The organism is Sandarakinorhabdus sp., assembly GCF_041689835.1.
Lineage (GTDB): Bacteria > Pseudomonadota > Alphaproteobacteria > Sphingomonadales > Sphingomonadaceae > Sandarakinorhabdus.
Genome location: NZ_JBDNFM010000144.1, coordinates 1 through 25,925, shown reverse-complemented (window position 1 = coordinate 25,925; position 25,925 = coordinate 1). Strand labels below are relative to the sequence as shown.

The window sequence follows — 25,925 nt, the reverse complement described above, 5'->3', positions numbered from 1 at the left end:
GCGCCGAACCATCGCCGCCTCGCAGGGCAATAACGGCCCCGCCCAGCGCCAGCAGCAGCGCGTGGGCGGCCACCATCAGCCATAATGTGGCCCGCCAGCACCACCCCGGCTGCCAGCGCATCGCCAGCCGCGCCGCAATCGGCAGGGCGATGATGAAACCGGCGCTGGTGCCGCCCATCGCCAGCAGCCCGCCTTTCATCCCGGCCAGCACCGGCAGGCCCAGCGCGGCGAGCGCCAGCCAGCCAAGCACACCCAGCGCGCCGGCACCGCCAGCCAGCGCACCAGCGAGGCAGACGATCAGCGATTGCAGGGTAATCGGCACGGCACCCACATTCAGCGACAGCGGCGCGCACAGGCACAGCGCGGCGGTGGTGAGCAGGCCGCCTGTCAGCGGCGATACGGGGCGCACCGTCAATCCCCGGCGGTGACTGTGCCGGTTTTCTTCATGGCGCCGGCCACTTCGGGCGGCATGTAGTTTTCATCATGCTTGGCCAGGATGGTATCGGCCACAAAGCGCCCGGTGGCCGGATCGATCTTGCCTTCGGCGATTACGCCTTGGCCCTCGCGGAACAGATCGGGCAAGATGCCGGTGTAGGTGACGGGCACGGTTTTGGCCATGTCGGTCACCACGAATTGCACGGTGGCGCCGTTGCGCTGCAGGCTGCCTTCTTCGACCATGCCGCCCAGCCGGATATTGTCGGTGGGGGCCGGCCCTTTCGCCAGATCGGACGGAGCGTAGAAATAGGTCGCTTTTTCGCCCAGCGTCGAGAATGCCAGCACACCTGCGCCGCCCAGCGCGCCGAGCGCACCGACGACCAGCCACAGGCGTTGATGTTTGGCTTTCATTGCCCAGGTCCTTTGGTGCGCTTTACCTGATCGGCTTTCTTTTCGGCGCTGCGCATCGACACATACGCCCACACCAGCAGCCCGAGCAGCCCGACCAAGGTGAGCGCATAGGACGGCCAGATGAAATTGGCCCACAGATCGGCCCGCACAACGACTCCAGTTGCGGCAACAGCCTGCATCACGCCAGCACCTCTGCCATGCGCCGGCTGCGCGCGTCGACGCGCTGCTGCGCCAGCATTGCGCGCATCCGCATGAGCACGATGGCGGCAAACAGGAAACTGAAACCGCCCACCGACAGCAGCAGCGGCGTGAGCAATTCCGGCGCGACTTTAGACGAGGCGTTGACCACTGAAATGCTGCTGCCCTGGTGCAGCGTGTTCCACCATTCCACCGAATATTTGATGATCGGCAGGTTGATCACACCCACCAGCGCGAGGATGGACGCGCCGCGTTGCTCCCCGCCCTTTTCGGCTTCGCTGGCGCTGAGCGCGAGATAGCCGAGATAGAGGAACAACAGTATGAGCATCGAGGTGAGCCGCGCATCCCACACCCAATAAGTGCCCCACGTCGGCTTGCCCCACAATGATCCCGAAACCAGGCAGATGGCGGTGAAGGCGGCGCCGGCCGGCGCTATGGCGCGCGCGGCGATGGTGGCGAGCGGATGGCGCCAGATCAGCGCGGTGGCAGACGCGGCGGCGAGGCTCAGATAGCCGCCCGCACCCAGCCAGGCTGCCGGCACATGCACATACATGATGCGCACGCTTTCACCCTGTTGGTAATCCGGCGGGCTGGCAAACAAGCCGATCCATAGCCCGGCCGCAGTGAGCGCCAGGCCGAGCAGCACCACGATGGGCGTGGCAACACGGGCGATCTTCAGGAATCGCGCGGGGTTCGCAAAACGATGCACGCGCGCCTTGTAGTCAGATCGCGGGGGTGAGGGAAGGGGGCGCGGCGGCGCGCCTCACAAAGCTTCGATGCGCGTGCTCCAGCCATCGCCCATCACCATGCGGGTGATCTTGCCGTCCTTTTCCTCGAAGCGAACGATTTCGCCGATTTCGCCGCCGCCGCCTGGCGCCGTCAGCTTGAAGCGGCCATCGCCCAGCGCTTCGAGCAGGATGCGGGTTTCGGCCGGGCCAACGCCGGCGGGCAGCAGCACCAACTGTTTGTTCAACAGCACGACCTGGTCGATGCCATCATCATAGTTGCTGCGATAAAGGCCGGCAAAACGCGCCCACGCGTCATCCCACAGCGGGGTTGGCTTTGGCTTGGCGGCCTTGGCCACGGCGTCGCCCACGGTGCTCAACAACTGGTTGGCGATGTCGCCGGGGTTTGTATCGTTGGTGTTGGTCAGCACGATCACGCCCACCTTGTCGTCCAACTGCACGCGGGTCATCGTCGTGTTGCCGGGATAGCCGCCGCCGTGGCCCACATAGGTGCGGCCCTTGAAGCGGTTGTGATCGAAGCCGAGGCCGGAGCCTGATTCCCAGTTTTCCTCAACCGATCGCACGCGCAGCGCTTCGCGCCACGATCCGGCCGACAGCACGTTGGCGCCGCCCGCTGGCCCACCACGGAACTGGGCGGAAATGAACTTGGCGAGATCGGCGACATTCGATGTCAGCCCCGTCGCGGCTGCCATGCCGTGCGCATCGACGAATGGCAGGATGCGCCGGGTGCCGGCCGGCGTGCGGCTGGCATAGGGCACTGCAAGACCAGGATCTTGCGTGTCGATGCTGGTTCCGGTCATTTGCAGCGGCGTGATGATGCGCGCCTGCACATAATCGGCCCAGCGCTGGCCGGTGATTTTTTCCACCACCATGCCGGCCACAGCAAAGGCGAGGTTGGAATATTTCCAGCGCGTTTGCGGCGGGAACGCGGCCTGGCGTTCAGGCATCAGCTTTATCAGTTCGGCTTCGGTGGGGAAATTGAAGCTTGACCAATGGTCTCCGGCCTCGCGCTGCAGGCCGGAGGAATGAGAGAGAAGTTGTTCGATGGTGATCGCGCCGTCGTCCGGCCCGGCGGGCTTGGGCTTGAACCACGGCAGATAGCGAACCACCGGATCATCCAGGCGTAGTTTGCCGGCTTCCCGCAATTGCAGGATGGCGATGGCGGCGAACAATTTGCTGTTGGACGCGATGCGGAACCGTGTCTGCTCAGTCATCGGTTTTCTGGCTTCGACATCGGCAAAACCAAAGCCTTTGGACCATACCAATTGCTGATCGTGCACCACAACCACCGCGACGCCGGGCAAGCCGCGATACGCCATCTGGCCTTCCAGCCAGGCGCTGAACAGGCGTTCCGCGGCCTGCACGTCGGGGTTTTCGGCGATAGTTGCGGGCGGCGGTGTTTGGGCGAGCGCCGGCGCGGTGAGCAGCAGAGCGAGCGCGATGGTGCGAAGCATGATTGAAGTCCCCCATTGGTGATGGGCAGAGGCTAGCAGCTTGGGCGGGGGTGCCAAGTAACTTCCCGCCCCCAACCCCTCCCACTGGCGGGAGGGGTTGGGGGCGGGAAAACCTACCCCAGCCGCGAGAGCGCCGCCTCCAGCCGTTCCGCCTCGGCGCTGCGCGCGGCATGGTCTTCGCGGGCTTTTTCGACGGCTTCAGGTTTGGCTTTTTCGGTGAAGCCGGGATTGCCCAAGCGCCCGGCAAGCGCGTCGCGTTCCTTGATCGCGGCGGTCATCGCCTTGTCGAGCCGGGATTTTTCGGCGGCAAGATCGACCACGTCGCCGATGGGGATCAGGATGGTAGCCTCAAAGTGCACCACCTGCAGGCGGCCGCCGGGCGCCACGTCACCCGGCAGGATGCGCGCTAGGCGTTCGATGGCGGCGGCGTTGGCGGTGAGCCTGGCCAGCGTTGCGGGCGAGGCGCCGTCCACGGCATAGGCGAGCTTGGCTGACGGCGGCACATTGACCTCGGTGCGCGCCGAGCGGACTTCGGAAATGAGGCTGATCAGCCAATCGATGTCGGCACTCGCGGCGGCGTCTTCGGGCAGTTGGTCGGTCTTTACCCACTCGGCCAGAATCAGATCGTCGCGGACGGCAAGCTGATGCCACAATTCCTCGCTGAGGAACGGCATCACCGGGTGCAGCATCACCAATATCTGATCAAGCGCCCAGCCGGCGACGGCGCGGGTTTCGGCGGCGACTTCGGCATCAGCGCCTTCACCGAGCAGCGGCTTGATGAGTTCGAGATACCAATCGCAGAAGCGGCTCCACACCAATTTGTAGATGACGTCGGCATAGGCATCGAAGCGGAAATCGGCGATGGCCTGTTCGAGTGCGCGGGCGGCGCTGCGCACTTCGCCGATGATCCAGCGGTTGACGGGTTGGCTGGCGGCGGGCGGCAGCGGCGATGTGCTGCCGGCGATGCCGTTGGATTGGGCAAAGCGCGCCGCGTTCCACAGCTTGGTGGCGAAGTTGCGATAGCCTTCGATGCGGCTTTCATTCAGCTTGATGTCGCGCCCTTGCGTTTCCATCGCGGTGAGGGTGAAGCGCAGCGCGTCGGCGCCGTATTTGTCGATCAGGTCCAGCGGATCGACGGTGTTGCCCTTGGATTTGCTCATCTTCTGGCCCTTGGCGTCGCGCACCAGGCCGTGGCAATAGACGATGCGGAACGGCACGCGATCCTTGGGGTCGCTCCGCTCCGGGCCCATGAAATGCAGCCCCTGCATCATCATGCGCGCCACCCAGAAGAAGATGATGTCGAAGCCGGTCACCAGTACATCACCCGGGTAGTGGCGGGCGAGGTCCGGCGTGGCGTCTGGCCAGCCGAGCGTGCCGAACGGCCACAGGGCGGAGGAGAACCAGGTGTCGAGCACGTCCTCGTCGCGGGTGAGCCCGACGTCGCCGGCTTGTGCTTGTGCTTGCGCTTCGGTTTCCGCGACGAACACACGGCCATCTGGAGCATACCATGCCGGAATCCGGTGGCCCCACCACAACTGCCGCGACACGCACCATGGCTGGATATTTTCCATCCAGTTGAAGTAGGTTTTTTCCCAGGTTTTCGGCACAAACTGGGTGCGGCCGTCGTGCACCGCGCTCAGCGCATCCTTGGCCAGTTCGGCGGCGTTCACATACCATTGGTCGGTCAGGTACGGCTCGATCACCACGCCGCTGCGGTCGCCATAGGGCATCTGGATGGTTTTCTGCTCGATCCGCTCGATCAGTTCCATCGCTTCGAGATCGGTGACCACCTGCTGGCGCGCGTCTTCGCGGGTGAGGCCCTCATAGGCCTCGGGCACGCCGTCTGCCGCGCAGATGCGGGCTTCGGCGTCGAGGATGTTGATCCAGCCGATGGCCTTGTTGCGTTCATACACGGCCCAATCATTGAAATCATGCGCCGGCGTGATTTTCACTGCGCCCGAACCCAGTTCGGGATCGGCGTGTTCATCGGCGATGATCGGGATGCGGCGGCCGGTGATGGGCAACAGCACATGCTTGCCGATGACCGAGGTGTAGCGCGCATCGCCGGGATGTACCGCCACCGCGGTATCACCCAGCATGGTTTCGGGGCGGGTGGTAGCGACGACGATATGGTCCGCGCCGCTGTCCAGAACGGCGCCATCCGCCAAGGGATAGCGGATGTGGGTGAAGGTGCCGGCGACTTCGCGCGTTTCCACTTCCAGATCGGAAATCGCGGTCCTGAACTTCGGATCCCAGTTCACCAACCGCTTGTCGCGGTACAGCAACCCCTGCTTGTAGAGGGTTACGAACACCTTCAACACGGCCTCGTTCATGCCGTCGTCCATGGTGAAACGCTCGTTTTCCCAGTCGCAAGATGCGCCCAGGCGACGCAGCTGGCGGGTGATGGTGCCGCCGCTTTCTTCCTTCCAGGCCCAGACTTTTTCCAGGAACGCCTCGCGGCCCATGGCGGTGCGGCCGGGCTGCTGCGCTTGCGCCAATTGACGTTCCACCACCATCTGTGTCGCGATGCCGGCATGATCGGTGCCGACGATCCAGCGGGCATCGCGGCCGTTCAATCGGTGCCAGCGGATCAGCAGATCCTGCAACGTGTTGTCGAGCGCGTGGCCGATGTGCAGGCTTCCCGTCACGTTGGGCGGCGGAATGACGATGGTGAACGGTTTGGCATCTGGCCGCGCAGGGCGGAACGCGCCTTCGCGCTCCCACCGGGCATAGATGGCCTGTTCAAAGCTGGCGGGGTCGAAGTTCTTGTCGATCATGATGCAGCGGGCATAGCCGCTGGCTGGCGGACGGGAAAGCCCGAACGCGCCTTACAATTTGCCGGTAAGCCGCCTGATTTCCTCGCGGGCGAGTTTTTCGATGACTTCCGGCATGTTGGCGTCGAGCCAGGCCTTGATCTGCGGCGCCAGCATCGAACGCATCAACTGATCCAATGTGATGCCGGTGCTGGACGGCGGCAGCGTCACATCGGCCAGGGAAACCTGCGGTGGTGGTGCGCTGGCAGATGAAACCGGGGACCAAAGCTCTGCTGCATCATCGCCGGCAGGTTCCATGACCCGGGCGCGGATGGAGGCAAGGATGGCATCAAGTGCGGGCGGCGGTTCGCTCATGCCAAACAGTTACGACATGATGAAGAAAAGCGCTACTCCCCCTGTGGAAATTTGGCGCGGTTACAGCTCTAGAAGGCAAATTGCTGCGGCTGCCCAAAGCCGGGCAGATTCGGCGCGGCCATTTCGATGAACGCGAGGCCGGCCGGGCGGCCATCGGCGGTGAGCGTGCCGGCGTAGGCGCGGGCGACGCCGCCTTGGCGCAGCACCGCCGCGATGCGGCCACCGGGGGCAAGCTGCGCCGCAATCGCTGGCGGCACAGCTGCAATGGCGCCTTCGAACAGCACCAGATCATAAGGCGCAGCCGCAGACCAGCCTGCCGCGAGCGGGCCTGAAACGCTAGCCACACCTGCAGCCTGCGCCATGGCGATCAGGGCAGGATCGTTTTCGAGCGCCGTCACCTTTGCACCCAGGCGGGCGAGGATGGCAGCCGAATAGCCCGAGGCGCTGCCCACCACCAGCACGCGCTGGCCAGCCCGCGCATCGGCGCGCTGCAGCAGCAGCGCCAGCGCCAACGGAGCGAGCAGATGACGGCCGCGCGCGACTTCGTGGGCGGCATCGGCGTGAGCCAGCCCGGCCAGCGACGCCGGCAGAAACGGTTCACGCGGGGTGGCGGCAAAGGCGGCCAGCACGGCTGGATCGGAGACCGCGACGGTTTTCAGCTGGGTGTCCACCATCGTCTGGCGCAGCGCGGCGGATGTGGTCGTCGTCATGGGCAGGCTTCTGCCCTGCGGCGGCGGGCCATGCAACGAAAGAGTTGACGGCGGGCCGGGCCAACATACACCGCATCCTAACTCCAACATAGACCATTGCCCATCCGCCGCCGCCTTGCTAGGGCAACTCTCCACGCGCGAGGCCCGATGGCGGAGTGGTGACGTAACGGATTGCAAATCCGTGCACGCCGGTTCGATTCCGGCTCGGGCCTCCAAGCGCTTTTGCCCGTCAGGTTGGTACCTTGGCCGCTGTGCCGTGCTGATGCGACATGCGGGTACCCGCGGCTCCCATGAAATCATGGAGAACCGCGGGCTTTCACTTCGCAGTGAGGGGTTTACATCGTTTGCTGGAGTCTTGCTTTCGAGCTGCTGTGTCCGCCGTTGCGGCGCAGGATGTCACGAGCGGTCGCGGCATCAACGTCCCAGCCGCTCAGATCGACCGAAACCACCATGCCGCCTTCGCCCATCGTGGACTCGTAATGGCGCTGGTCGTGCTCGTCGACACCGCGATCGGACATTGCGCTGGCCAATGAGCCGGCGGCGGCCCCGATTGCAGCACCGGTTACCGCTGCTGTCGGGATGGCGGCTGCCGCAATGGCACCTGCCGCGACCAAGGGTCCGACTCCGGGGATGGCCAGAGCCGCCACACCGAGGGCAGTGCCGATGCCGGCGCCAAGGGCAGCCTTGCCAATGAAATCCTGGGTCGTGTCATTTCCGGCACCATCCGTGATGCGGTTGTTACCTTCGGCCTGGCCCATGATGGAGATGGCGGAATCCTTGATCCCGGCCAGGCGCAGCTCCGATACGGCCTGATCGACATCACTTTGCGTGTCGAACGCGGCTGACACATATTTATCGTTCATGACAGTCTCCTGCTTGGATGGGACTGCAGGAACCAAGCCGTGCCGGGGTTGTTCCGGTGCCGTGAAAATATACGACGGGACCGCAATGCGGATTGATATGCCTTGGTGAGCCATCTGGGCAAAGAGGAACTTTTCTACACTTCACCTGTTGACCGGGCTCCTGTGTTTCAATCGGAGAACGGTGATGAAGTATATGCTGGTTTTGGCCGCGGCCACTTCGCTTTCCCTGGCCGCTTGCGGCCAACCGAGCCGCGACAATGCAAACGAACCTGCTGCAACGGCGGCTGGTGGCATGGCGACCGTTGGCGCGTCCGGCCCAGATGCCGCCAACACGCTGCCGCCGATAATGAGCGGCACCGGTGCCGGCGTGCAGGCCGCGATGACGCCGCAGGACAATATCGCCGCCGCTGCTTCTGGCGATCAGTTCGAAATTCAGTCGAGCCAGCTGGTGCTAGAACGCTCGCGCAACGAAGAAGTGAAGCGCTTTGCCCGCTTGATGGTGGAAGATCACCGCAGTTCCACGCAGCGCCTGAAGGCCGTTTCACAGCAAGCCGGATTGAACGCGCCCCTGCCGGCGATGCTTGCCGCGCATCAGACCAAGCTTGATGAACTGCGCGCGGCCACGACCAACATGGATCAGATATATCTGGGCCAGCAGCGCGAGGCGCATGCGCAAGCCATTGCCCTGTATGAAGCCATTGGCAGCGCCGAAGGCATGCCGAAACCGCTGGGCCTGTTCGCCAGGGAAATACTGCCCAAGGTGCAGGCCCATGCCGCGATGCTGACCAAGATGAACATCCCCACTGCCGCCAATTAACCGGGCCAGCGCCGCCTGCGGTGCCGCAGACAATCAGGAGGTGAAGCATCATGCCAAAGCACATTCAGTATCCCTATGCACGCGATACCGCCGCGCAGGTCATGGCGGTTGCAGTGGTGGTGACAGCTACGGTTGTGGCCGGCATCTGGTTGGCGGATCAGCTGAACGGTGAAGCGCGCGAGCCACTTGTGGCAGCCTCGGCGCCTGCAAACGGTGCCGGATTGCAGGCGGCAACGACGCCGGATCAGCGGCCCCGGTGAGTGGCGGAATCTACCATTACCAGCATCGGACCAACGCGGGATTTGCCGGCTGCCGGTGCGTGAAAGCCGATGCTGCACGGGCTGAAAAGCGGCATTTATCTTCGTTTCGATGCCTCGGCACGATCGTTTTTCCAGATCTGCCCCCGCCCATGCAGGAGTTTGAAATCGGGTGATCAAGGAGAATGAGATGACGACGAACCAAAGCCGCAGCACAGCCGCCACCACCGATAAGGAAAAGGCTGGTTCCAGCAAGTCTGCCAGCGCCGGCGCAGGCAAGATGGGCGACGACAAGAAGGCATCCAAGGGTGCCGGTAAATCCATGAAGAGCGGCAATGGCGGAAAGTCGGGCAAATCCGACAAGAAGTAATCCCGGTGGCCGGGTTCGCGAGGGCCCGGCCACGACCCGCCAGCTGCGGCGAGACCAAGGGAGACTGGCATGACCTGGGTGCAGATCGTGGGATATGCCGGCGCAACGTTATCGGTGCTGAGCTTCACCCCGCAGGCGTGGACCATCATCCGCAAGCGGTCCACCGATGGTCTTTCGGGCCGGATGTATGCCTTGACGGTGCTGGCTTTTGCCTGCTGGCTGACCTTTGGCATCGCGCGGCAGGAATGGGCATTGATCATTCCCAACGCCATCTGTCTGCTGTTTTCGGCTTTTATTCTGGGCATGATCCTGTTGCCGGCTCACAAGGCCGCACAAGTGTCCGAATTGCTCGATCCGGTGCCGCCGCCGGGATGAACGTGGCAGCCGGGCCAGCCGCTGCGGGCGCCTCTTGTCGGGCCATCGCGGCTTCCAGTGCCTGAATTGCGGCCAAAGCTGGTGCTTCGATCGCCCGGTGGGTGCCCGCCCGCATGCCGAACAGCCCGGTGGGGCAGATCCGGTTGTCGTCCCACCCCGGATACTGGGTAACGGGATAAAGGCAGGCCCCCAGCAATGGCACGCCAAGGCCTTTTGCAAGCTGGCATTCCTGGCCGATGTAATGCAGCCACCCGGCCCGGGCCGGGCCCTCGGCGCCGGTTTCGGCGAGCAGCATCGGGTGACCTTGATAACGCGCTGCGCAGCGCTTCAGCAGTTCCGCCAGGCCGGTGAACCCGGGTGCACCAAAAGCGATTGTTTCGCCGCCGACCCACCACTGATTGTGTGGATAATGGTTCCAGCCGATGACATCTGCCAGCGCGGCATCGCCGCCCAGATCGCGCCGCGTGCGGCCAAGGATCCAGTCCAGCGCTTCGTATTGCGCGGCGATGGCATCGTCTGCCGTGATCTGCAGGCACCTATCCCGGCATGCCACGTGGATGAGTGGTTCGGCCCACAACAGGCCGGCTTCGGGCTGGGCAACGCGAACGGCGCGGGCGATGGCGACGGCGGCCCGCACCAGTTGTTCCTTGAGGCGATACCCTTGCCCGCGCACACGCGGGTACATCCATCCCATCTCGCCGCCGGCAAAGGACATGAAACCGATTTCGTTTACCGGGCAGAACTGGCCGGGCCGGCCCGTGTGCTGGCGGTGCAGTTCGGCAGCGGCTGCACCGAAATCAGCGGCGCGATACGGAAAATCGGCGGACCAGATGTCGTGGATGTCGGGGATGCCGAAATGCACCAGATCCCACCAGACGCTGGTCCCGGCGGCCTCGGCCCCGTCCAGCTGGCGCAGCCAGCTGCCCCAATCGTAGCGCCCGCGGGTGGTTTCGATCAGGTGCCAGCGCAATCCATCGCGCGCCCACAGCAGGCCGCAATCGCGCAGCCGCGCATAGTCTTCCGCCGCGATCAGATCATGCCCGGTGGCCTGGACGATATCCAGCCGTTTGCCATCGGCGCGGCGGTGGCTTGAACATTCGAAGCCGCCGCCCACGAAACTCGGGAACCGAGCACGCCCCTGGTTCACGCGGCAATCTGCGGGACACGCGGCAGCGCGGTATCGAGGCGTTGGAAAGTTGCCAGCGCCTGCCCGACCACCTGATCCATGTTGTAATAGCGATAGGTGGCGAGGCGGCCGACAAACCACGTATCGGCTTCGGCCCTGGCCAGTGCTTCGTAGCGTTTGAACAGCGCCTCGTTTTCCGGCCTGGGGATCGGGTAATAGGGGTCGCCCGCTGCTGTGGGATATTCATAGGTCAGGGTGGTTTGTGGATGCACCTGCCCGGTGATGTGCTTCACCTCGGTGATGCGAGTGTAATCCTGATCTTGCGGATAGTTCACCGTGCCCACCGCCTGGAAGTGCGGCTGATCGAGCGTGACATGGCGGAACCGCAAAGAACGATAGGGCAGTTTGCCAAACCGGTGGTTGAAATAGGCGTCGATCGGCCCGGTCTAGATCATCCGTGCGGGCCGCTGTTCGATCGGCAATTTCAGGCCGTCCGTGCCCAGCTGCACGGTGATCAGCCGGTGATCCAGCAGCCGCGCGAACATCGCGGTATAGCCATCGGCCGGCATCGCCTGGAAAGTGTCGGTGAAATAGCGATCATCGTCGTTGGCGCGGGTGGGAATGCGCGCGGTGACCGAGCGGTTAAGTTCGGACGGATCCAGCCCCCACTGCTTGCGCGTATAGCCGCGGAAGAATTTTTCATACAATTCGCGTCCGATTGCAGCGACCACAACGTCTTCCGAAGTCTGGATATCCGCCACCGGTTCGGCGCGACCGGCCAGAAACGCGGCTGCGCCGGCTTCGTCGAGATCAAGGCCATACAGCATGTTGATGGTGGTGCGGTTGATGGGGATCGGCACCTGCATTCCGTCCACCGCCGCCAGCACGCGGTGTTCATAAGGCCGCCAAGCGGTGAAGCGCGAAAGATAGGCGACAATGGCATCGCTGTTGGTGTGAAAGATGTGAGGGCCGTATTGATGATACAGCAGCCCATCGTCATTCAGCCTGTCGTGCGCGTTGCCGCCGATGTGGTCGCGCCTGTCCACGACCAGCACACGTTCACCGCGCACTGTTGCAATCCGCTCGGCCATGACGGCGCCGGCAAACCCGGCGCCCACGATGATCCAGTCATGCATCTGCATATTCCACTTCGCTGGTCGCCGCTTCGGCGATGCGTCCCTCCATCGATGCCCACGTGCTGTCCCACGACGATGTGGCGAGCTGCGCGCTCACGGCTCGCCGCCATTCGGGGCGCGCTGCATCTTCCATGGCCAGATCGATGGCGCGGGAAAATTCCGCTGCCGTGGAGCCGACGCGCACCAGCCCGAGCGCGGCGTACGGATTGACGACGTCGCGCACCGGCGTCGACACGACCGGCAGGCCGGCGGCGAGGAATTCGGGCGTTTTGGTGGGGCTGATGAAACGGGTGGCGTCGTTCAGGGCAAACGGCATGATCCCGCAATCCCAGTGGTGGAGATGACGCGGCAGATCGGCATAATCGCGGCCGCCCAGCCAATGGATGTTGGCGCGCACGGGGCAGGTGGCGGGGTCGATCTTGGCCACCGGGCCTATCATGATGAACGCCAGATCGGGGCGCATGGCTGCCACTGCATCCAGCAGTTCCATGTCCATCCGTTCATCGATGACGCCAAAGAATCCGACGCGCGGCCGCGAAATGCCCGCCAGTTCCGCCGGCTGGGGCAACGGGTTGGCGCTGTCGCGGCGGAAGTGGTCGATATCGATGCTTGATGGCACCGGATGAATATTGCGGTGCAGGTGGCACTTGGCTTCATACAGGCTGTTGCCGCCGGTGAAGACGATGTCGGCGCGGCCCAGAAGCTCGGTCTCCAACCGGCGGATATTGCTGTCGGCCAGATGGAAAAGCGCGAGTTCGTCCATATTATCGTACACCGTCGTCACCGCCGGCACGTTGCGGGCGAATTCCAGCGCCATCGGTGTGTAAAACCAGGCGATGTCGGCGATTTCTCCCTTGAGCAGGCGGGCCATCAGCCCTTCGAGCAGGCAGCCGCGAACGGCAGGGGACAAGCCGGCCGGCAGCCACGGCGTGGCCACGGTGACGCCCTTGTCTTGATGCAGATTCCATTCCGCCGCGTCCCGTTCCTGTTGGATCGGTTCCTCGACCTACAGCACCCGGTGGTGCGGGCGGCCCGAGTCAAGAGATGTTGCGGACGTTGAAAAACGAAATTCCATCGCAAGTGGGAAAAGCAGACCAGCAGCGGCGCAGGAGAGGCGGAGCCGGGTACGATTGATCCACTCGAAACGAAAGCGGTTGCCATGAACATTGCCTTTGCAGTTGGCCGGGCTGGAGTGCGCGGCCTGTAGGGCAATTGCCAAGCAAGGGGTTTTGTTCCGTAGTCCGAATAAATACTGATGATATTGTAATTAATTGCGGAAAATTACGGGGGCGCCCGCTGGCAATGCGGCGGCGCATGTTTGCAAACAATGATATGCCTTGGGCAAACCGGACGAATTGGCGGCTGCCGTGCTGCGCTCTTGTTGCTACTGTCAGCGCCGGGTGGGCGCTTTTGAAGCAGCCGCTACAGCCCTCATGAACTCACCCGGTCAAACATGTGGCGCACGAGCGGGGCCGGTTTTGCAGTTGCTGGTTTTGCAGCGGCCTGCTGGCGCGATTGCTCCCATGCCAGCGCGTGGCGCAGCATATCTTCAAGGCCATAACGGGGTTGCCAGCCAAGTTCGGCCTGGAGCCGCCGGCTATCGGCAACCAGTGTGGCCGGATCGCCAGCCCGGCGCCCGGCGGCACGGGTGCGGACGGGCGCCTGCGAGACTGCACACAGCGCGTCGATGACCATCTGCACGCTCGATCCGTTGCCGGTTCCGACATTATAGGTGCAGGGGCCGCCGCCGCGCATTACGGCCAGCATCACCAGCAGATGCGCCTGCGCAATATCGGCAACATGGACATAATCGCGCACGGCGGTACCATCAGGGGTGGGATAATCGGTGCCATAAATGTCAAGCACCGCCCGGTCTCCGGTCGCGACCTGCGTGGCGATCTCGATCAGGTGGTGCGGATGCTGCGTCGCCTGGCCCGAACGGCAAGCCGGATCGGCGCCAGCGGCGTTGAAATAGCGCAGGATTCCGACCCCCATGCCGGTGGCGGCGGCGATATCCAGCAACGCGGCCTCGGCCATCGCCTTGCTGCGGCCATAGACATTGACTGGATCAAGGCGGCTGGCTTCGGACAGCGGCCGGCCTTCGCCTTCGCCATACACCGCGGCCGTGCTCGACAGGATGAACGTGCCGACCCCGGCTGCGGATGCTGTTTCGGCAAGGTCGATCGTGGTCGCGAGGTTGTTGCGGTAGTAACGCGCCGGGTGGCTTTGGGAATCGTTGACGCTGATCGAGGCAGCGAAATGCATGACGGCGCTGACCTGTTCGCGGTTCAGGATTTCGGCGACCAGGGCGCGGTCGCCCGCCTTGCCGCGCACCAGCCGCGCAGCGGGCGGCACCAGCCGGCCATCGGACGTGGAAAAATCGTCGAGGATGATGACCTCGTGGCCTGCATCGAGCAGCGCGAGCGCGGTGTTGCTGCCGATATAGCCAGCGCCGCCAGTGACAAGGACGGTCAACGGCGGGGAGACGCTGGCGCAATTGTCATGACGTAACATCGACGTTCTCCAACTGGTTGGTCGCGCAGGAGATCACCGAACACGACCAAAGCAGAACGGTTGTGGGCCGTCGTTGGTTCCGTCGCCGCGATTCCGCGCTCAGCCAACCGGCGGCAGCGCCTGGCCATCCTGCTCCCGCAGCCAGTTGTGCGCCCGGGTGGCCGCAATGGCGCCGTGGCCCATGGCAACGCTGATCTGATCGAGGCCTTCGACGATGTCGCCTGCGGCAAACACGCCGGGAACGTCGGTGCCCAGAATGGCGCTGGCGGGCATCATGCCGTCTGTGTCGCCGGCCAATCCCAGGCATGCCGCCAGCGCGGTCCGCGGGCGGGTGACTTCGGCGGGATACAGGACATCGAAAACCAGCGGCGCGGCCACCCCGCCAATCTGCACGCTGATGCCGCTTTCCGTCGGCAATATGGCGTGCAGCGGCCCGTGGATCAGGCCCACGCCGCGCGCCTTCAGCGCCTCGGCCAGCGCGTGCCCGGGCCGGTCGTTTCCGGTCGAAATAACGGTAACATCACTGGAGTAAGTGCGCAGGAACAGCGCCTCGCCCGCCGCCTTTGGGGCATCACCCATCACTGCAATGCGCTGTCCGCTATGCTCGTAACCGTCACAGATCGGGCAATAGCGCAGCGTGCCGGCGGCGATGGCCTGCGCCAGCACGTCCGGATCAAGCTGCAGGTGATCGGTGAGCAGCCCGGTGGCGAGAATCAGTGTGCGGCAGTCGATGGCGGCTCCATCCGCTTGCGTCAGCCGGAAGCCGCCCTCGCTGCGCGCTGCGTGGGTGATTTCGGCTTCGGCAACGTGCGCCCCATATTGCTGGGCATGAGATGTCATCTGCCGCACCAGATCGGCCCCGGAAATGCCCAGATCGAACCCCGGAACATTGTGGCTTTTTGGTATCGACAGCGCCCGCGATCCGCCGTCGTGGACCACCAGGACCGTCCGGCGGAAGCGGGCCAGATACAGCGCGGCGCTAAGGCCGGCTGGTCCCGCCCCGATGACCACGGACTCGTAAACCATCAGTTACCGGCCTTGTCAGACGGCTTTTCGCCCCCGGTCACTGGCCCGCCGTCGCTGCCCTGAAAACGGTCGCCCGGTTCGCGCGCTTCGCCTTCCAGCCCCGGGTTGCCGTGATATTTTCGGGGACCTTCGGCGGCGTGCGGCGCACCGCCGCTTGGCCGAAATTCGCGCTTTTGTCTTGCCATTGCCGCTCTCCTTGGCGGTCAAACGGCAGCCGGCGGCAAAGGTTCCGCATCTGCGCTCAGGCCCAGACCCGTTCAATGAACCAGAAACTTGCGGTGCTGCCGATGGCATAGGCGCTGGCCGCCACTGCGGGCCGCAGCGCTGCCGGCATCAACCGGCGCAGCAGCGCCAGCATGGCAAGGGCGGCGGCGATAATCAGCATCTGGCCGGCTTCCACGCCCAGGTTGAAGGTGAGCAGCGCCATCGGCACATCGGTTTCGGGCAGGCCGATCTCGCGCAGCGCGCCGGCAAAGCCGAAGCCGTGGAGCAGGCCGAACAGGAAGGCGACCAACCACGGCAGCCGCTCCGACAGTCGGGGCTGGTCGGCCTTTGCTTTCACGATCTCAACGGCGAGGAAGATGATCGACAGCGCGATCACCGCCTCCACCGGCGCCTGCGGCATGCCGAACAGGCCCAAAGTGGTGCCGGCGAGCGTGATCGAATGGGCGATGGTGAAGGCGGTGGCAGCCTTGACCACCGGCCAGCCGCGCATCAGCAGCAATACCAGCGCGACCACGAACAGCAGATGATCATAACCGGTGACGATATGTTCGACGCCGATGACGAAATAGGTTCGCGCCACCTGCCAGCGATCGGGCACGCGGTTCACCGTCACGCTGGCGTGGCCGGGCAGCAGGCGTTCGGTCTGCGCCGGGCGGCCCAGCGGCGCGATGCGCAGCAGCGTATCGGTGTCGCCAGGTGCAAGGCCCGCCAGCCCGACGCTAGCGCCCGCCAATGGCTGCAAGCAGCGCATGGTGCCGGTGGCCACAAGTGCCCCGCTGGAAAGCCGCGGCGTTGCCAGTTTCGCGGTGCAGAATCCCGGAAATTGCGGCGAAGCGCGGGTGGCAAGCCCGCCGAGGATCGGGGCTTTCCACACCAGTTTCCAGTCCACCGCGCTGGCCTGCGTGAGTTCGAGGTAGCCGGGGCGCAGTTCGTCTGCCAAGGCCCCAATGTGCGCCGGCAGCGCCAAGAGCAACAGCAGCAGCAGGCGCAGCAGCCCCCTCATTTCGGCCGTTCGATCGCCACGTCATAGCCCGCCAGCAGCGTCTGCAACTGCGCGTCCTGGGCGCTGCGAACGGCGGCGCTGCGCCAGTCATTTTCCAGCCGCTGGCGCACGTCGGCCAGGCGCGGCGGCGGCGGCACCGCGCGCTGCTCGAGCTTTACCAGATGCAGGCCGAAGCCCGACGCCATCAGCGTCCACGCGCCGATCGGGGTCTTGGACAGCGCGGCGGCGAAATCGTCGCCGAATTGCTGGGCCAGATCGAACGCGGCAGCATCTACCACGCGGGCGGGCAGCGGGAAGGGCACGGTGGGCAAGGCCTTCCCGCTGCCGCCTGTTGCGGCGCGCAAGGCCGGCGTGTCTTCACCGAGATAGCGCTGGGTCAGCGTATAGCGCGGCGGCAAGGCATAGCGCGCCGGATCTTTCGTCAGCAGCGCCTGCAATTGCGCGTCGGTGGGCTGCGCCGCTTCGGCTTCGGCACCGGCGACTGCGAGTATCTTGTTGCGCAGGCGTTTTTTCACCACCTCGTCATCGCGGTCGAGGCCGAGCTGCAACGCCTCGCGGTAATAAACCTCGCTGCGGACATGGTCGCGGATCAGCTCGTCCAGCTCAGGCGCGGTCGGCGGGCGGCGGAAAGCCTGGATGTGATGGTTGACCAGGCCCGCCACCACCATCTCGTCCACCACGATGCGGCGCTCGCCGACGCCAGGCGCGCGGCCCGAAAGCGCCGCGAACACCAGCGCGCCGGCCATCAGAAAATGCAGCAGGGGCTCGCGCAGCAGGGCGGCCGCGCGGGTGCGCCAGTCACTCATTCATCGTCCCTCAGCGTGCGCCCGGCGTGTACCAGATCGGCGAGCTGTAGGCGCGTTCCTGCTGCTTGACCCGCACATCAGCGGGCAGTTTCAGCTTGTATCGCGCCGCGTCGAACGCCGGCCAGCTTGGGGTAGGGATTTCGAGCACGCGCACATAGTAAAAGGCGCTAAACTTGGGATCAAAACCGGGGTCGGTCCACACCGTGGTCAGGGCCGCCGCGCCGATGCTGTTGGTATAGGTCGCGGCGGCGACATTGACCGTATCGCCCACCGGCGGCAGTTTTTCCGCCACTGGCTTGCGCACATCGGCCGAGCTCCAGACGACGTCGAAGACTTTTTCCTGCGCCTTGCCGCCCTTGTCGACCCAGCCTTTGACTACCTGCACCCGGTCGAGATTGGCGCCCTGCGGATCCTTCAGCGCGGAAATGATGAAACGCGGCGCACCGTCCTTGCCGCCCGCCAATTCTCCTCCCATCGGCACGCCGCGCTTGTAACCGGCGCGCACCCAATCGCCCTTCAGATCATCGGCGGTGAAATCCCAGCCGCCAAAGAAACGCACCGTCATGCGCGGGCCCGTGCTGGCATAGACTTCGCGGCGTTCCAGCGCGTCGAAGATGGCGGCGCGGGTGTTGGCCTTGGCCCACACGGCGGCATAACCGCTGGCCAGATAATGCCAGCCGAAACGGCCCTTTCTGGTGCCCAGGTTCTGGGCTTGCAAAGCGCGTTTGGCGCCCGGTTCATTGCCGCTGTGCTTGCCGAAAAACTGGTCTTCATCGGCGGTAGCCAGCGCCGTGTGGCTGTCTGTCGAACCGATCAGGCCGAATTTATACGGGTTCACCCCCATCTGGGCTTCCAGCGTCAGCCCGCGTTTCAATGCCTCGCGCACATATTCGCCGGCAAACATGGCGGGCACCTTGGGCTGGTTGCCCAACAAATTGCTCAATTCCCAACCCGCCACGCCATAGCCAGCGAATTCATCGTTGGGCGACAGGAAGGGATGGGCTTCGCTGTCGCCCTTGATCTGGGTGATTTCCACCACGGGTTCGAGCCGGGCGCGGCGCTTGGCATAGGCCGCCGTCATCGGGCCGCCGCCGGGCTGGGTGAGTTCGAACATCAGCCCGTTCGACAAATTGCTGTTGTGCGGGATGGCCAGCACCCGGCCGCCGGTCGATTTTTCATAAGCCTCCATGTAATTCCAGATCTCGTCTGGCGTCGCCTTGTAGGTGGGATCGATCGGCACCACGGTGCGCACCCGATCCACTCCGTCGCGGAAAATGATGTTGCGGTGCAGATTGTTGCCGCCCTGCATCAACGTGTATTCAAAGCCGAAGAAAGCGGTGAACTTGCCCGGCTCGTTATAATTTTCCACTGCGTCGATGTTGCTGTTCCACACCGATTTGGTGCGTTCGGCGGCGCCATCGGGATTGATCATCGCGGCCGGAATGGCGTTGCGGCCGCGCGCATCGAGGATTTCGGCCATGGCGCGCTGCGATCCGGCGGGGCCTTCCTGCATGAGATCGTGCCAGCGCCGCATGGTTTCGTCGCGAATGAGCAGGCGCGGCGCATCGTACAGTGCCTTGGCGGCGCCCAGCGCTTCGGCGTGATCGGTCACCACCAGGAAATCGAGCGGCCGCGACAGCCTGGCTTTCAGCCCGGTGGTGGATGTGACTTCCTCACCGCGCGCAAAGCGCAGCGCGTCTTCAGGCCCCAGCCGCACGCCAAAGCCAAAGGCATCGACCGAATTGGATGTGTGCAGGTGGGTATCGCCCCACAGCGGCCTTTCGGGAAACTCGCTTTCCTTCACCGCGGCGTCGCTCTTGGCTGGCGCCCGCTTCAACTGATCACAGCCGGCCAGCAGCCCGGCACTGCCCAGCAGCAAGGCTGCCCACATCGTGCGCCGCATCATATCCCCCAGTCTGATCGGCCCCGATTCCGGCCCCTTTGCGCACACGATGCCATGCTCGCCGCAGCGGTCAATGCTGCTGGCAGACTTACTGTCACTTCACACAGCAGTCCCCGGCTCAGGGCTTCAGATTTTCCACGAAGAAGCCGACGATCTCGGTGGTGGAGCGCACCCGGTTGGCGGTCTTGCGCCAGCCGTGCCCCTCATCGGGAAACAGCGTGTATTTCACTGGCAGCCCGCGCGCCCGCATCGTTGCCACGATCTGTTCGGCTTCGATCACCGGCACGTTGGTGTCGTTGGCGCCGTGCAGCACGAACAGCGGCGTTTTTACCCGGTCCAGCTTGTGGATGGGCGACAGGGCTTTCAGCATGTCGGCCTGGGTGGCGGGGTCGCCATATTCGGTGGTGGAAATCGCCGCCATCCACGGCTCGCTGTTCTTGAAGAACGTTTCGAAATTCACCACGCCAAACAGGTTGGCGCCGGCCGCAAACATGTCAGGATATTCGGTAACGCCGGCCATCACCATGTAGCCGCCGTAACTGCCGCCCATGATGCCCAGCCGGAGGGGGTCGGCGACGCCCATCGCCACCAAGGCGTCGGTGGTCGCCTTGATGTCGCGCACGCTGTCGACTCGGCTGGCGCCGTCGTCCATCGCCATGAAGGCTTTGCCGAAGCCGGATGAGCCGCGCACGTTGGGCGCAAACACTGCGATGCCGCTCGCCGCCAATGCCTGCGCGTCGGGGCTCATCGTCGGGCGGGCCTGGCCTTCGGGGCCGCCGTGATAGGTGAACACCAGCGGCAGCGGGCCACTGCCGCTCTTGGGGCGATACAGCCAGCCCGAAAGCGGCACGCCGTCGTGGGCGGTGTAACGAATCAATTCCGGCTGGACGAGGCTGGCCAGATCGACGCCCTCGTGACGGCTTTCGGTCATGCGGTCGACGCGGCCAGACGCGACGTCGACCAGATAGATATCGGTGGTGCGATCGGCACCGCTTCCGACCAGCAGCAGGCTGCGGCCATCGGCACTGAAATCGGCCAGCCCGGCAATGTCGAACGGCAATGTAGGCCCGGGCCGCACGGTGCCGCTGGCGGTATCGAACCACGCCAGTTCCGACCGGCCGCCGACATTCCACAGCAGCGCGGCAGTGCGGCCGTCCCGGCTGAGTGCCGCATCCTCGGCAACCGCGTCGGCGCGCTCGGCAAAATAGCGGATCGGTTTGGGTTTGCCGTTGGCGGCAACCACGATGCTGCCAAAGGCCTGGCGATCGCGGCCCACGTTGGAGGTGATCAACACCTGCCGGCCATCGGCCGAAATCACGCCCCAATCCGATTCAGCCTGGCCCTCGTGCGGTGTGAGCAGGACTTCGCGCCCACGCCGCCGATCGACCAGCACCAAATTCGCATCGCCGCGCCCGCGCAGTCGCGACAACACGGCGCGTGTGCCACGCACGTCGGTCACGCTGTTCAAGCCCTGGTTTGCCGCCAGCAGCGTCCATTTGCCGGTGGCGACATCGATCAGCGCCGGATCGCGCGCGGCGGGATTGTCGCGGTTGCTGTCGACCCGCAGGGCGCGGCCGTCGCGGGTCCAGCCCATCAGGCCGTTGTTGTCCTTGCCGCCAGCGGTCAGTTGCCGTGCGCCGTTGCCGTCTGGGCGCATCACCCAGATTTGTTCGTTGAGGCCGCCGCCCGGCGCCACCGCATAGGCCAGCAGGCCGCCGCGCGGCGACCATATCACCCGTGACACGGGATCGGGCAGACTGGTGACCTGGCGTGCGCTGCCACTGGGAAGCGACTTGATCCAGATTTGCGGGCTGCCACTGGCATTCGACAGATAGGCAAGGCTTTTGCCGTCCGGCGACAGGCTGGGCGAGGCGGCACTGTTGATCCGGCTGAACGCCGCGACCCGGCTTGCCAGTTCCGCCGGCTGGGCCAGAACCGGCGCAGACGCCACCAATGCTGCCACCACAGCCCACAACAATCTTGTCATCGCCTTGCCTTCTCGTTGTTCTGGCCGGTCAGGAGGCCGGTTTGTCTTTCACGTGCTTTTCCAGATCGTCGAAAAACCGTTCCAGATTGTGCAGCACCATCATCTTGAATTCGTAATTCACGCCGGGACTGGCGCTTTCGATGATCGGGCTTTCATCGACCTTTTCTGTGTAGGCATTGGCGATGGTCTGCACATACTCGGGCGAAAGCTGAATCTCACCCATCTTGTCGAGAATGCGCAGCTGGACGATCATGATCTGGCGTACCAGCATTTCGAGCGCAGTGATGCGCGACACGGTGGCGACCGCGTCAAGTTCGACTGATTCCCCATCTTCATCTGCACCGCTCATGGCGTCAGCATGGCCTGATTTGGCCCGCCCGCAAAGCCTGTTGCGACGGGAAGCGGGTTGGGGCAGGGCAGGGCAATGGTCCGTACACTTTCCGCCCGCATCGAACGCTTCCCCGTGCGCGGGGCCTTTACCATTTCGCGCGGGGCCAAGACGCATGTGGATGTGGTGGTGGCAGAGGTGACCGACGGCATGCACATCGGCCGCGGCGAAGGCACTGCCATTTATTACAAGGGCGATTGCGCGGCGCTGGCGCTGGCGGCGTTGACGGGCGTTACCGGCGCGGTGGCGGCAGGTGCCGGCCGCGGCGATTTGCTGGCGCTGTTGCCCGCCGGAGCTGCGCGCAACGCGCTGGATTGCGCGCTGTGGGATCTGGAGGCGAAACAATCCGGCATTCGTGTCTGGCCGCGGCTGGGCTTGCCGGTGCCGCAGCCGATGCTGACGGCCTATACAATCAGCCTGGGTGATCCCGCCGCGATGGCCGCTGCCGCCGCTGCCATGCGCGGGCGCGAACTGCTGAAAGTGAAACTGGGCGGGGACGGCGGCGCAGCGGCGGACATGGAACGCCTTGTTGCCGTGCGCCGCGCCGCGCCCGATGCGCGCCTGATCGTCGATGCCAACGAAGCCTGGGGCAGCACCGATATCGAACGCACCTTGGCCCGGATCGCGCCGCTGGGGGTGGAGCTGGTGGAACAACCTGTGCCGGCCGGGCGCGATGCCGAACTGGAAGGGCTGCGCTGCGCGGTGCCGCTGGCGGCTGATGAAAGCTGCCACGACCGTTCCAGCCTTGATGCCATCGTTGGCCGCTATCGCTTCATCAACATCAAGCTGGACAAGGCCGGCGGCCTTACCGAAGCGCTGGCGTTGCGCCACGCCGCCGCCGCGCGCGGGCTGGGGGTGATGACTGGGTGCATGCTGTGCACCAGCCTCGCCATTGCTCCGGCATTTCTGGTCGGCATGCAGGGCATTTATGTCGATTTTGATGGCCCACTGTTGATAGAAGATCGCCCGCACGGCCTGCATTTCGAGGGCAGCGACGTCTTCCCGCCAGATGCGGCGCTGTGGGGATGAAGGCGCCTTGATGAATCCATGGTCATCTGGACGTGCAGGGATTATGCTGCACTGCAATGCTTCGGAGTGATGCCATTCCCACCCGGCGGGCGATCATCGATCGCCGCGCCTTGGCCGACGGGCTGTCCGGCGGGCTGGCGCGGTGTGACAGCTTTGCCGAGCGCCGCCGCCTGCTGGCCGATACGCTGCGCGGCGCGCTGCTTGCCGGCCGCGCCGAAATTGCGCAGCGTCTCGAAGCGCACCCTGGCCGCGGCCTCGAACTGGCGGCGGCGCAAAGTTTCCTGACCGATCAGCTGCTGCGCCTCGCGTGTGACACGGTGGTGAGCAGCCTGTATCCGCTGGCCAATCCCACCCAATCCGAACGGCTCGCCGTGGTGGCGGTGGGCGGATACGGGCGCGGCCAGATGGCGCCATTTTCGGATGTGGACATCGTGTTCATCACGCCGTGGAAGCAGACGCCGTGGGGGGAGCAGGTCATCGAGACTCTGCTGTATCTGTTGTGGGATCTGGGCCTGAAGGTGGGCAACGCCACGCGCAGCCTGGATGATGTGGTGCGCATCAGCCGCGCCGACATGACTGTTCGCACCGCCTTTCTGGAATCGCGTTTCGTGTGGGGCGACCAGCCGCTTTACGACGAAGCAGGCGCGCGTTTCCGCAAGGAAGTGGTGGCCGGCACGGCGCGGGCGTTCGTGGCCGAAAAGCTCGCCGAACGCGACGCCCGCCACCTGCGCATGGGCGACAGCCGGTATGTGGTCGAGCCCAACCTGAAGGAAGGCAAGGGCGGCCTGCGCGACCTGCACGCGCTGTTCTGGATCGGCAAATATCTGCACCAGGTGGGCAGCGTCGCCGAGTTGGTCGACAAGAGGCTGCTTACGGCTGAGGAGCTACGCCAGTTCCGCCGCGCCGAAAGCTATTTGTGGTCGGTGCGGATCATGCTGCATCACATCACCGGCCGCGCCGAAGAACGCCTCACCTTCGATGTGCAGCGCGAACTGGCCGCCCGCCTGCGCTATGCCAACCGCGACAGCATGAGCGCCGTCGAGCGTTTCATGCGCCATTATTTCCTGATGGTGAAATCGGTAGGCGACCTGACCGGGCTGTTCCTCGCCCACCTTGATGAATCGACCGCGCGGCGATCGTGGCTGCCGACGATCACCCGCCGGCCGACAAGGCTGAAAGGCTTCACCCTGCGGCGCGGCCAGATCGGCGTGCCCACCGATGATTTCTTCAAGGCCGATCCGGTGCGGCTGCTCGAAGTATTTGCGCTGGCCGATAGCGAGGGGCTGACCATCCACCCGCTCGCCATGCGAACGGCCGCGCGCGATTCCCAGTTGATCGATGAGCGCGTGCGCCGTGACAAGACGGCAAACGCGTTGTTTCTGCAGGTGCTCACGAGTCCGCGCGATCCCGAAACCGTGCTGCGCTGGATGAACGAGGCGGGCGTTTTTGGCCGTTTCGTACCGGATTTCGGCCGTGTCGTGGGGCAGATGCAGTATGACATGTACCACCATTATACAGTGGACGAGCACACCATTCGCGCCATCGGCCTGCTCGCCAGGATCGAACGCGGCGAGCTGAAGACCGATCACGCACTGTCCAGCGCCATCATCCACCAGTTGATCAACCGGCGCGTGCTGCACGTTGCTGTGCTGCTGCACGATATCGCCAAGGGGCGCGGCGGCGATCACAGCGTGCTGGGCGCCGATGTTGCCCGCCGCCTGTGCCCGCGGCTGGGCCTGACCAAGGAAGAAACCGAAACCGTGGCCTGGCTGGTGGAAGTTCACCTGCTGATGAGCCGCACCGCCTTCAAGCGAGACCTTTCGGATTTCAAGACTATCCTCGATTTCGCCGAAGCCGTTGCCAGCCCGGAACGGCTGCGGCTGCTGCTGATCCTGACCGTGGTGGATATCCGCGCTGTTGGGCCTGGCGTGTGGAATGGCTGGAAAGCCCAATTGCTGCGCGAGCTGTACGATTCGGCGGAGGAAGTGCTGCGGCTGGGCCACAAACAAACCGGGCGTGCGACCCGCATAGCCGCCAGGCAGGAAGGGCTGAAGGCGGCGCTGGGCTGGCCTGAAGCGCGCTTTGCCGCCCATGCCGCGCGTTTTCCCGACAGTTACTGGATTGCCGAAGCGTCCGATGTGCTTACCGCCAATGCCGCGCTGATGGAGGGTGCAGGGGATGCGCCCTTGGCGATTTCGTGCACGCCCGATTTGGCGCGCGGCACCACGCTGGTCGCCATTTATGCCCCCGATCATCCGGGCCTGTTTTATCGCATCGCCGGCGCGATCAGCCTGTCGGGCGGCAACATCTTCGATGCCCGTATCCACACCACACGCGATGGCATGGCGATCGACAATTTCGTGGTGCTGGATCCGTTGGGCCGGCCCTTTGCCGAGGTCTCGCAGTTGGCGCGCCTGAAACGCAGCATCCAGGATGTGTTGTCGGGGCGCATCCGGCTTGCCGACAAGCTCGCCGCGCGGCCGCTGGCGCGCCGCAAGGCCGAACTGTTCCGGGTGGAACCGCGCGTGCTGATCGATAACAAGGCCAGCAATCGGTATACAGTGATCGAGGTTAACGCGTCGGACCGGCCGGCGCTGCTGTATGCGCTGACAAATGGGCTGTTTCAGCAGAAGCTGACAATCCACAGCGCCCACATCGCCACTTATGGCGAAAAAGCCACCGACACATTTTACGTGACCGACCTCACCGGCGCCAAGATCGACAACCCGGTGCGCCTGAAAAGTATTGAAAAACGCCTGCTGGCCATTGCAGCCACCGCCAGTCCCAAGGTGGAAATGCTGGCGGAAGCGGCCGAATAGGGTTCAGCCCTGCTCGCGGCTTTCTGTGCTGTTCGGTGAACCCGGCGGCGTGTCCGGCGCGGCGACATAGACGGCCACCATCGCGGCCACGGCAATCACCACGGAAATCAGCAGCACATACCGCACCTTGTTCCCGGTCGATCCGGCGCGGGCGTCGGTGGTGGAAATCACCTCCGGAGCTTCGGGGCGAGCCTCGTTG

The 25,925-nt window shown here is 64.5% G+C and carries 26 protein-coding genes, 1 tRNA gene and 1 pseudogene; 7 read left to right on the top strand and 21 right to left on the bottom strand.

The window, feature by feature from the left end:
* From ACESL8_RS08055 to ACESL8_RS08020, 8 genes are all read right to left on the bottom strand, one after another.
* The coding region (locus tag ACESL8_RS08055) for a biotin transporter BioY (RefSeq protein WP_372917640.1) at nt 1–409 on the bottom strand (409 nt) is incomplete at its 3' end.
* A 2-nt stretch (nt 410–411) separates the two neighbouring features.
* Nucleotides 412–846 carry a cytochrome c maturation protein CcmE gene (gene ccmE / locus ACESL8_RS08050; protein WP_372917638.1) on the bottom strand — a complete coding sequence of 145 codons (435 nt, stop codon included), beginning with the start codon at nt 844–846 and terminating at the stop codon, nt 412–414.
* Complete coding sequence (gene ccmD / locus ACESL8_RS08045) at nt 843–1,025, bottom strand: heme exporter protein CcmD (protein ID WP_372917636.1); 183 nt, start codon at nt 1,023–1,025, stop codon at nt 843–845. The genes ccmE and ccmD overlap by 4 nt, the downstream gene beginning before the upstream one ends.
* A complete protein-coding gene (ccmC, locus tag ACESL8_RS08040; protein ID WP_372917634.1) occupies nt 1,025–1,753 on the bottom strand; it encodes a heme ABC transporter permease CcmC in 729 nt (242 codons plus the stop codon). The genes ccmD and ccmC overlap by 1 nt, the downstream gene beginning before the upstream one ends.
* Nucleotides 1,754–1,807: 54 nt before the next feature.
* Nucleotides 1,808–3,244 (bottom strand): serine hydrolase domain-containing protein, encoded by a 1,437-nt coding sequence (locus ACESL8_RS08035; RefSeq protein WP_372917632.1) that lies wholly within the window; start codon nt 3,242–3,244, stop codon nt 1,808–1,810.
* A 113-nt stretch (nt 3,245–3,357) separates the two neighbouring features.
* Nucleotides 3,358–6,021, bottom strand: coding sequence for a valine--tRNA ligase (locus tag ACESL8_RS08030; RefSeq protein WP_372917630.1), 2,664 nt, complete (start codon nt 6,019–6,021; stop codon nt 3,358–3,360).
* Nucleotides 6,022–6,072: 51 nt separating this feature from the next.
* Nucleotides 6,073–6,372: a DUF2497 domain-containing protein gene (locus tag ACESL8_RS08025; protein ID WP_372917628.1), complete on the bottom strand. Its 300-nt coding sequence runs from the start codon at nt 6,370–6,372 to the stop codon at nt 6,073–6,075.
* A gap of 68 nt (nt 6,373–6,440) precedes the next feature.
* The gene (locus ACESL8_RS08020) at nt 6,441–7,082 is read right to left on the bottom strand and encodes a protein-L-isoaspartate O-methyltransferase (protein WP_372917626.1); all 642 of its coding nucleotides are present in this window, start codon (nt 7,080–7,082) and stop codon (nt 6,441–6,443) included.
* Nucleotides 7,083–7,223: 141 nt separating this feature from the next.
* Between ACESL8_RS08020 and ACESL8_RS08015 the strand changes: the two genes are divergently transcribed.
* Nucleotides 7,224–7,297: transfer RNA gene (locus ACESL8_RS08015), tRNA-Cys, on the top strand.
* 120 nt (nt 7,298–7,417) lie between these two features.
* On the opposite strand, the gene ACESL8_RS08010 is transcribed toward ACESL8_RS08015, so the two are convergent.
* Nucleotides 7,418–7,945, bottom strand: coding sequence for a hypothetical protein (locus tag ACESL8_RS08010; protein WP_372917624.1), 528 nt, complete (start codon nt 7,943–7,945; stop codon nt 7,418–7,420).
* Between the two features lie 292 nt (nt 7,946–8,237).
* Here ACESL8_RS08010 and ACESL8_RS08005 point away from each other — a divergent pair, with 292 nt between their 5' ends.
* From ACESL8_RS08005 to ACESL8_RS07990, 4 genes are all read left to right on the top strand, one after another.
* On the top strand, nt 8,238–8,762 hold the full coding sequence (locus tag ACESL8_RS08005; protein ID WP_372917622.1) for a DUF4142 domain-containing protein: 525 nt from the start codon (nt 8,238–8,240) through the stop codon (nt 8,760–8,762).
* Nucleotides 8,763–8,812: 50 nt separating this feature from the next.
* Nucleotides 8,813–9,022: a hypothetical protein gene (locus tag ACESL8_RS08000; protein WP_372917620.1), complete on the top strand. Its 210-nt coding sequence runs from the start codon at nt 8,813–8,815 to the stop codon at nt 9,020–9,022.
* A gap of 187 nt (nt 9,023–9,209) precedes the next feature.
* Nucleotides 9,210–9,389 (top strand): hypothetical protein, encoded by a 180-nt coding sequence (locus tag ACESL8_RS07995; protein ID WP_372917618.1) that lies wholly within the window; start codon nt 9,210–9,212, stop codon nt 9,387–9,389.
* A gap of 69 nt (nt 9,390–9,458) precedes the next feature.
* Complete coding sequence (locus ACESL8_RS07990) at nt 9,459–9,764, top strand: SemiSWEET family sugar transporter (protein ID WP_372917616.1); 306 nt, start codon at nt 9,459–9,461, stop codon at nt 9,762–9,764.
* On the opposite strand, the gene ACESL8_RS07985 is transcribed toward ACESL8_RS07990, so the two are convergent.
* From ACESL8_RS07985 to ACESL8_RS07935, 11 genes and pseudogenes are all read right to left on the bottom strand, one after another.
* Nucleotides 9,682–10,911, bottom strand: a complete 1,230-nt coding sequence (locus ACESL8_RS07985; protein ID WP_372917614.1) for a hypothetical protein — start codon at nt 10,909–10,911, stop codon at nt 9,682–9,684. The two genes, ACESL8_RS07990 and ACESL8_RS07985, sit on opposite strands and share 83 nt — an antisense overlap.
* Nucleotides 10,908–11,981 (bottom strand): annotated as a pseudogene (gene glf, locus ACESL8_RS07980) (UDP-galactopyranose mutase). The gene ACESL8_RS07985 and the pseudogene glf overlap by 4 nt, the downstream one beginning before the upstream one ends.
* Before the next feature lie 37 nt (nt 11,982–12,018).
* The gene (locus ACESL8_RS07975; RefSeq protein WP_372917612.1) at nt 12,019–12,963 is read right to left on the bottom strand and encodes a glycosyltransferase; all 945 of its coding nucleotides are present in this window, start codon (nt 12,961–12,963) and stop codon (nt 12,019–12,021) included.
* Between the two features lie 494 nt (nt 12,964–13,457).
* Complete coding sequence (gene galE / locus ACESL8_RS07970; RefSeq protein ID WP_372917610.1) at nt 13,458–14,540, bottom strand: UDP-glucose 4-epimerase GalE; 1,083 nt, start codon at nt 14,538–14,540, stop codon at nt 13,458–13,460.
* 99 nt (nt 14,541–14,639) lie between these two features.
* Entirely contained in the window at nt 14,640–15,566 is a 927-nt protein-coding gene (locus tag ACESL8_RS07965; protein ID WP_372917608.1) for an NAD(P)/FAD-dependent oxidoreductase, read from the bottom strand.
* Nucleotides 15,566–15,751 (bottom strand): hypothetical protein, encoded by a 186-nt coding sequence (locus tag ACESL8_RS07960; RefSeq protein WP_372917606.1) that lies wholly within the window; start codon nt 15,749–15,751, stop codon nt 15,566–15,568. The genes ACESL8_RS07965 and ACESL8_RS07960 overlap by 1 nt, the downstream gene beginning before the upstream one ends.
* 56 nt (nt 15,752–15,807) lie before the next feature.
* Nucleotides 15,808–16,794 carry a HupE/UreJ family protein gene (locus tag ACESL8_RS07955; protein ID WP_372917604.1) on the bottom strand — a complete coding sequence of 329 codons (987 nt, stop codon included), beginning with the start codon at nt 16,792–16,794 and terminating at the stop codon, nt 15,808–15,810.
* The gene (locus tag ACESL8_RS07950) at nt 16,791–17,600 is read right to left on the bottom strand and encodes a peptidyl-prolyl cis-trans isomerase (RefSeq protein ID WP_372917602.1); all 810 of its coding nucleotides are present in this window, start codon (nt 17,598–17,600) and stop codon (nt 16,791–16,793) included. The genes ACESL8_RS07955 and ACESL8_RS07950 overlap by 4 nt, the downstream gene beginning before the upstream one ends.
* Before the next feature lie 10 nt (nt 17,601–17,610).
* The gene (locus ACESL8_RS07945) at nt 17,611–19,506 is read right to left on the bottom strand and encodes a DUF3604 domain-containing protein (RefSeq protein WP_372917600.1); all 1,896 of its coding nucleotides are present in this window, start codon (nt 19,504–19,506) and stop codon (nt 17,611–17,613) included.
* Between the two features lie 115 nt (nt 19,507–19,621).
* Entirely contained in the window at nt 19,622–21,490 is a 1,869-nt protein-coding gene (locus ACESL8_RS07940) for a prolyl oligopeptidase family serine peptidase (RefSeq protein ID WP_372917598.1), read from the bottom strand.
* A gap of 28 nt (nt 21,491–21,518) precedes the next feature.
* A complete protein-coding gene (locus ACESL8_RS07935; protein WP_372917596.1) occupies nt 21,519–21,839 on the bottom strand; it encodes a hypothetical protein in 321 nt (106 codons plus the stop codon).
* A gap of 75 nt (nt 21,840–21,914) precedes the next feature.
* On the opposite strand from ACESL8_RS07935, the gene dgcA reads away from it, so the two are divergent.
* Both dgcA and ACESL8_RS07925 read left to right on the top strand, forming a co-directional pair.
* Entirely contained in the window at nt 21,915–22,907 is a 993-nt protein-coding gene (dgcA, locus tag ACESL8_RS07930) for an N-acetyl-D-Glu racemase DgcA (RefSeq protein WP_372917594.1), read from the top strand.
* A gap of 56 nt (nt 22,908–22,963) precedes the next feature.
* Nucleotides 22,964–25,726, top strand: a complete 2,763-nt coding sequence (locus ACESL8_RS07925) for a [protein-PII] uridylyltransferase (RefSeq protein ID WP_372917592.1) — start codon at nt 22,964–22,966, stop codon at nt 25,724–25,726.
* A gap of 3 nt (nt 25,727–25,729) precedes the next feature.
* Here ACESL8_RS07925 and ACESL8_RS07920 read toward each other — a convergent pair.
* A partial coding sequence (locus ACESL8_RS07920; RefSeq protein WP_372917590.1) for a hypothetical protein occupies nt 25,730–25,925 on the bottom strand: 196 nt, incomplete at its 5' end.

Excerpts from the sequence above, each read along its gene's own strand:
- ccmE (WP_372917638.1), bottom strand. The coding sequence starts at position 846 with ATGAAAGCCAAACATCAACGCCTGTGGCTGGTCGTCGGTGCGCTCGGC.
- ccmD (WP_372917636.1), bottom strand. The coding sequence starts at position 1,025 with ATGCAGGCTGTTGCCGCAACTGGAGTCGTTGTGCGGGCCGATCTGTGG.
- ACESL8_RS08035 (WP_372917632.1), bottom strand. The coding sequence starts at position 3,244 with ATGCTTCGCACCATCGCGCTCGCTCTGCTGCTCACCGCGCCGGCGCTC.
- ACESL8_RS08030 (WP_372917630.1), bottom strand. The coding sequence starts at position 6,021 with ATGATCGACAAGAACTTCGACCCCGCCAGCTTTGAACAGGCCATCTAT.
- ACESL8_RS08025 (WP_372917628.1), bottom strand. The coding sequence starts at position 6,372 with ATGAGCGAACCGCCGCCCGCACTTGATGCCATCCTTGCCTCCATCCGC.
- ACESL8_RS08020 (WP_372917626.1), bottom strand. The coding sequence starts at position 7,082 with ATGACGACGACCACATCCGCCGCGCTGCGCCAGACGATGGTGGACACC.
- ACESL8_RS08010 (WP_372917624.1), bottom strand. The coding sequence starts at position 7,945 with ATGAACGATAAATATGTGTCAGCCGCGTTCGACACGCAAAGTGATGTC.
- ACESL8_RS08005 (WP_372917622.1), top strand. The coding sequence starts at position 8,238 with ATGGCGACCGTTGGCGCGTCCGGCCCAGATGCCGCCAACACGCTGCCG.
- ACESL8_RS08000 (WP_372917620.1), top strand. The coding sequence starts at position 8,813 with ATGCCAAAGCACATTCAGTATCCCTATGCACGCGATACCGCCGCGCAG.
- ACESL8_RS07995 (WP_372917618.1), top strand. The coding sequence starts at position 9,210 with ATGACGACGAACCAAAGCCGCAGCACAGCCGCCACCACCGATAAGGAA.
- ACESL8_RS07990 (WP_372917616.1), top strand. The coding sequence starts at position 9,459 with ATGACCTGGGTGCAGATCGTGGGATATGCCGGCGCAACGTTATCGGTG.
- galE (WP_372917610.1), bottom strand. The coding sequence starts at position 14,540 with ATGTTACGTCATGACAATTGCGCCAGCGTCTCCCCGCCGTTGACCGTC.
- ACESL8_RS07965 (WP_372917608.1), bottom strand. The coding sequence starts at position 15,566 with ATGGTTTACGAGTCCGTGGTCATCGGGGCGGGACCAGCCGGCCTTAGC.
- ACESL8_RS07960 (WP_372917606.1), bottom strand. The coding sequence starts at position 15,751 with ATGGCAAGACAAAAGCGCGAATTTCGGCCAAGCGGCGGTGCGCCGCAC.
- ACESL8_RS07955 (WP_372917604.1), bottom strand. The coding sequence starts at position 16,794 with ATGAGGGGGCTGCTGCGCCTGCTGCTGCTGTTGCTCTTGGCGCTGCCG.
- ACESL8_RS07950 (WP_372917602.1), bottom strand. The coding sequence starts at position 17,600 with ATGAGTGACTGGCGCACCCGCGCGGCCGCCCTGCTGCGCGAGCCCCTG.
- ACESL8_RS07945 (WP_372917600.1), bottom strand. The coding sequence starts at position 19,506 with ATGATGCGGCGCACGATGTGGGCAGCCTTGCTGCTGGGCAGTGCCGGG.
- ACESL8_RS07940 (WP_372917598.1), bottom strand. The coding sequence starts at position 21,490 with ATGACAAGATTGTTGTGGGCTGTGGTGGCAGCATTGGTGGCGTCTGCG.
- ACESL8_RS07935 (WP_372917596.1), bottom strand. The coding sequence starts at position 21,839 with ATGAGCGGTGCAGATGAAGATGGGGAATCAGTCGAACTTGACGCGGTC.
- dgcA (WP_372917594.1), top strand. The coding sequence starts at position 21,915 with ATGGTCCGTACACTTTCCGCCCGCATCGAACGCTTCCCCGTGCGCGGG.
- ACESL8_RS07925 (WP_372917592.1), top strand. The coding sequence starts at position 22,964 with ATGCTTCGGAGTGATGCCATTCCCACCCGGCGGGCGATCATCGATCGC.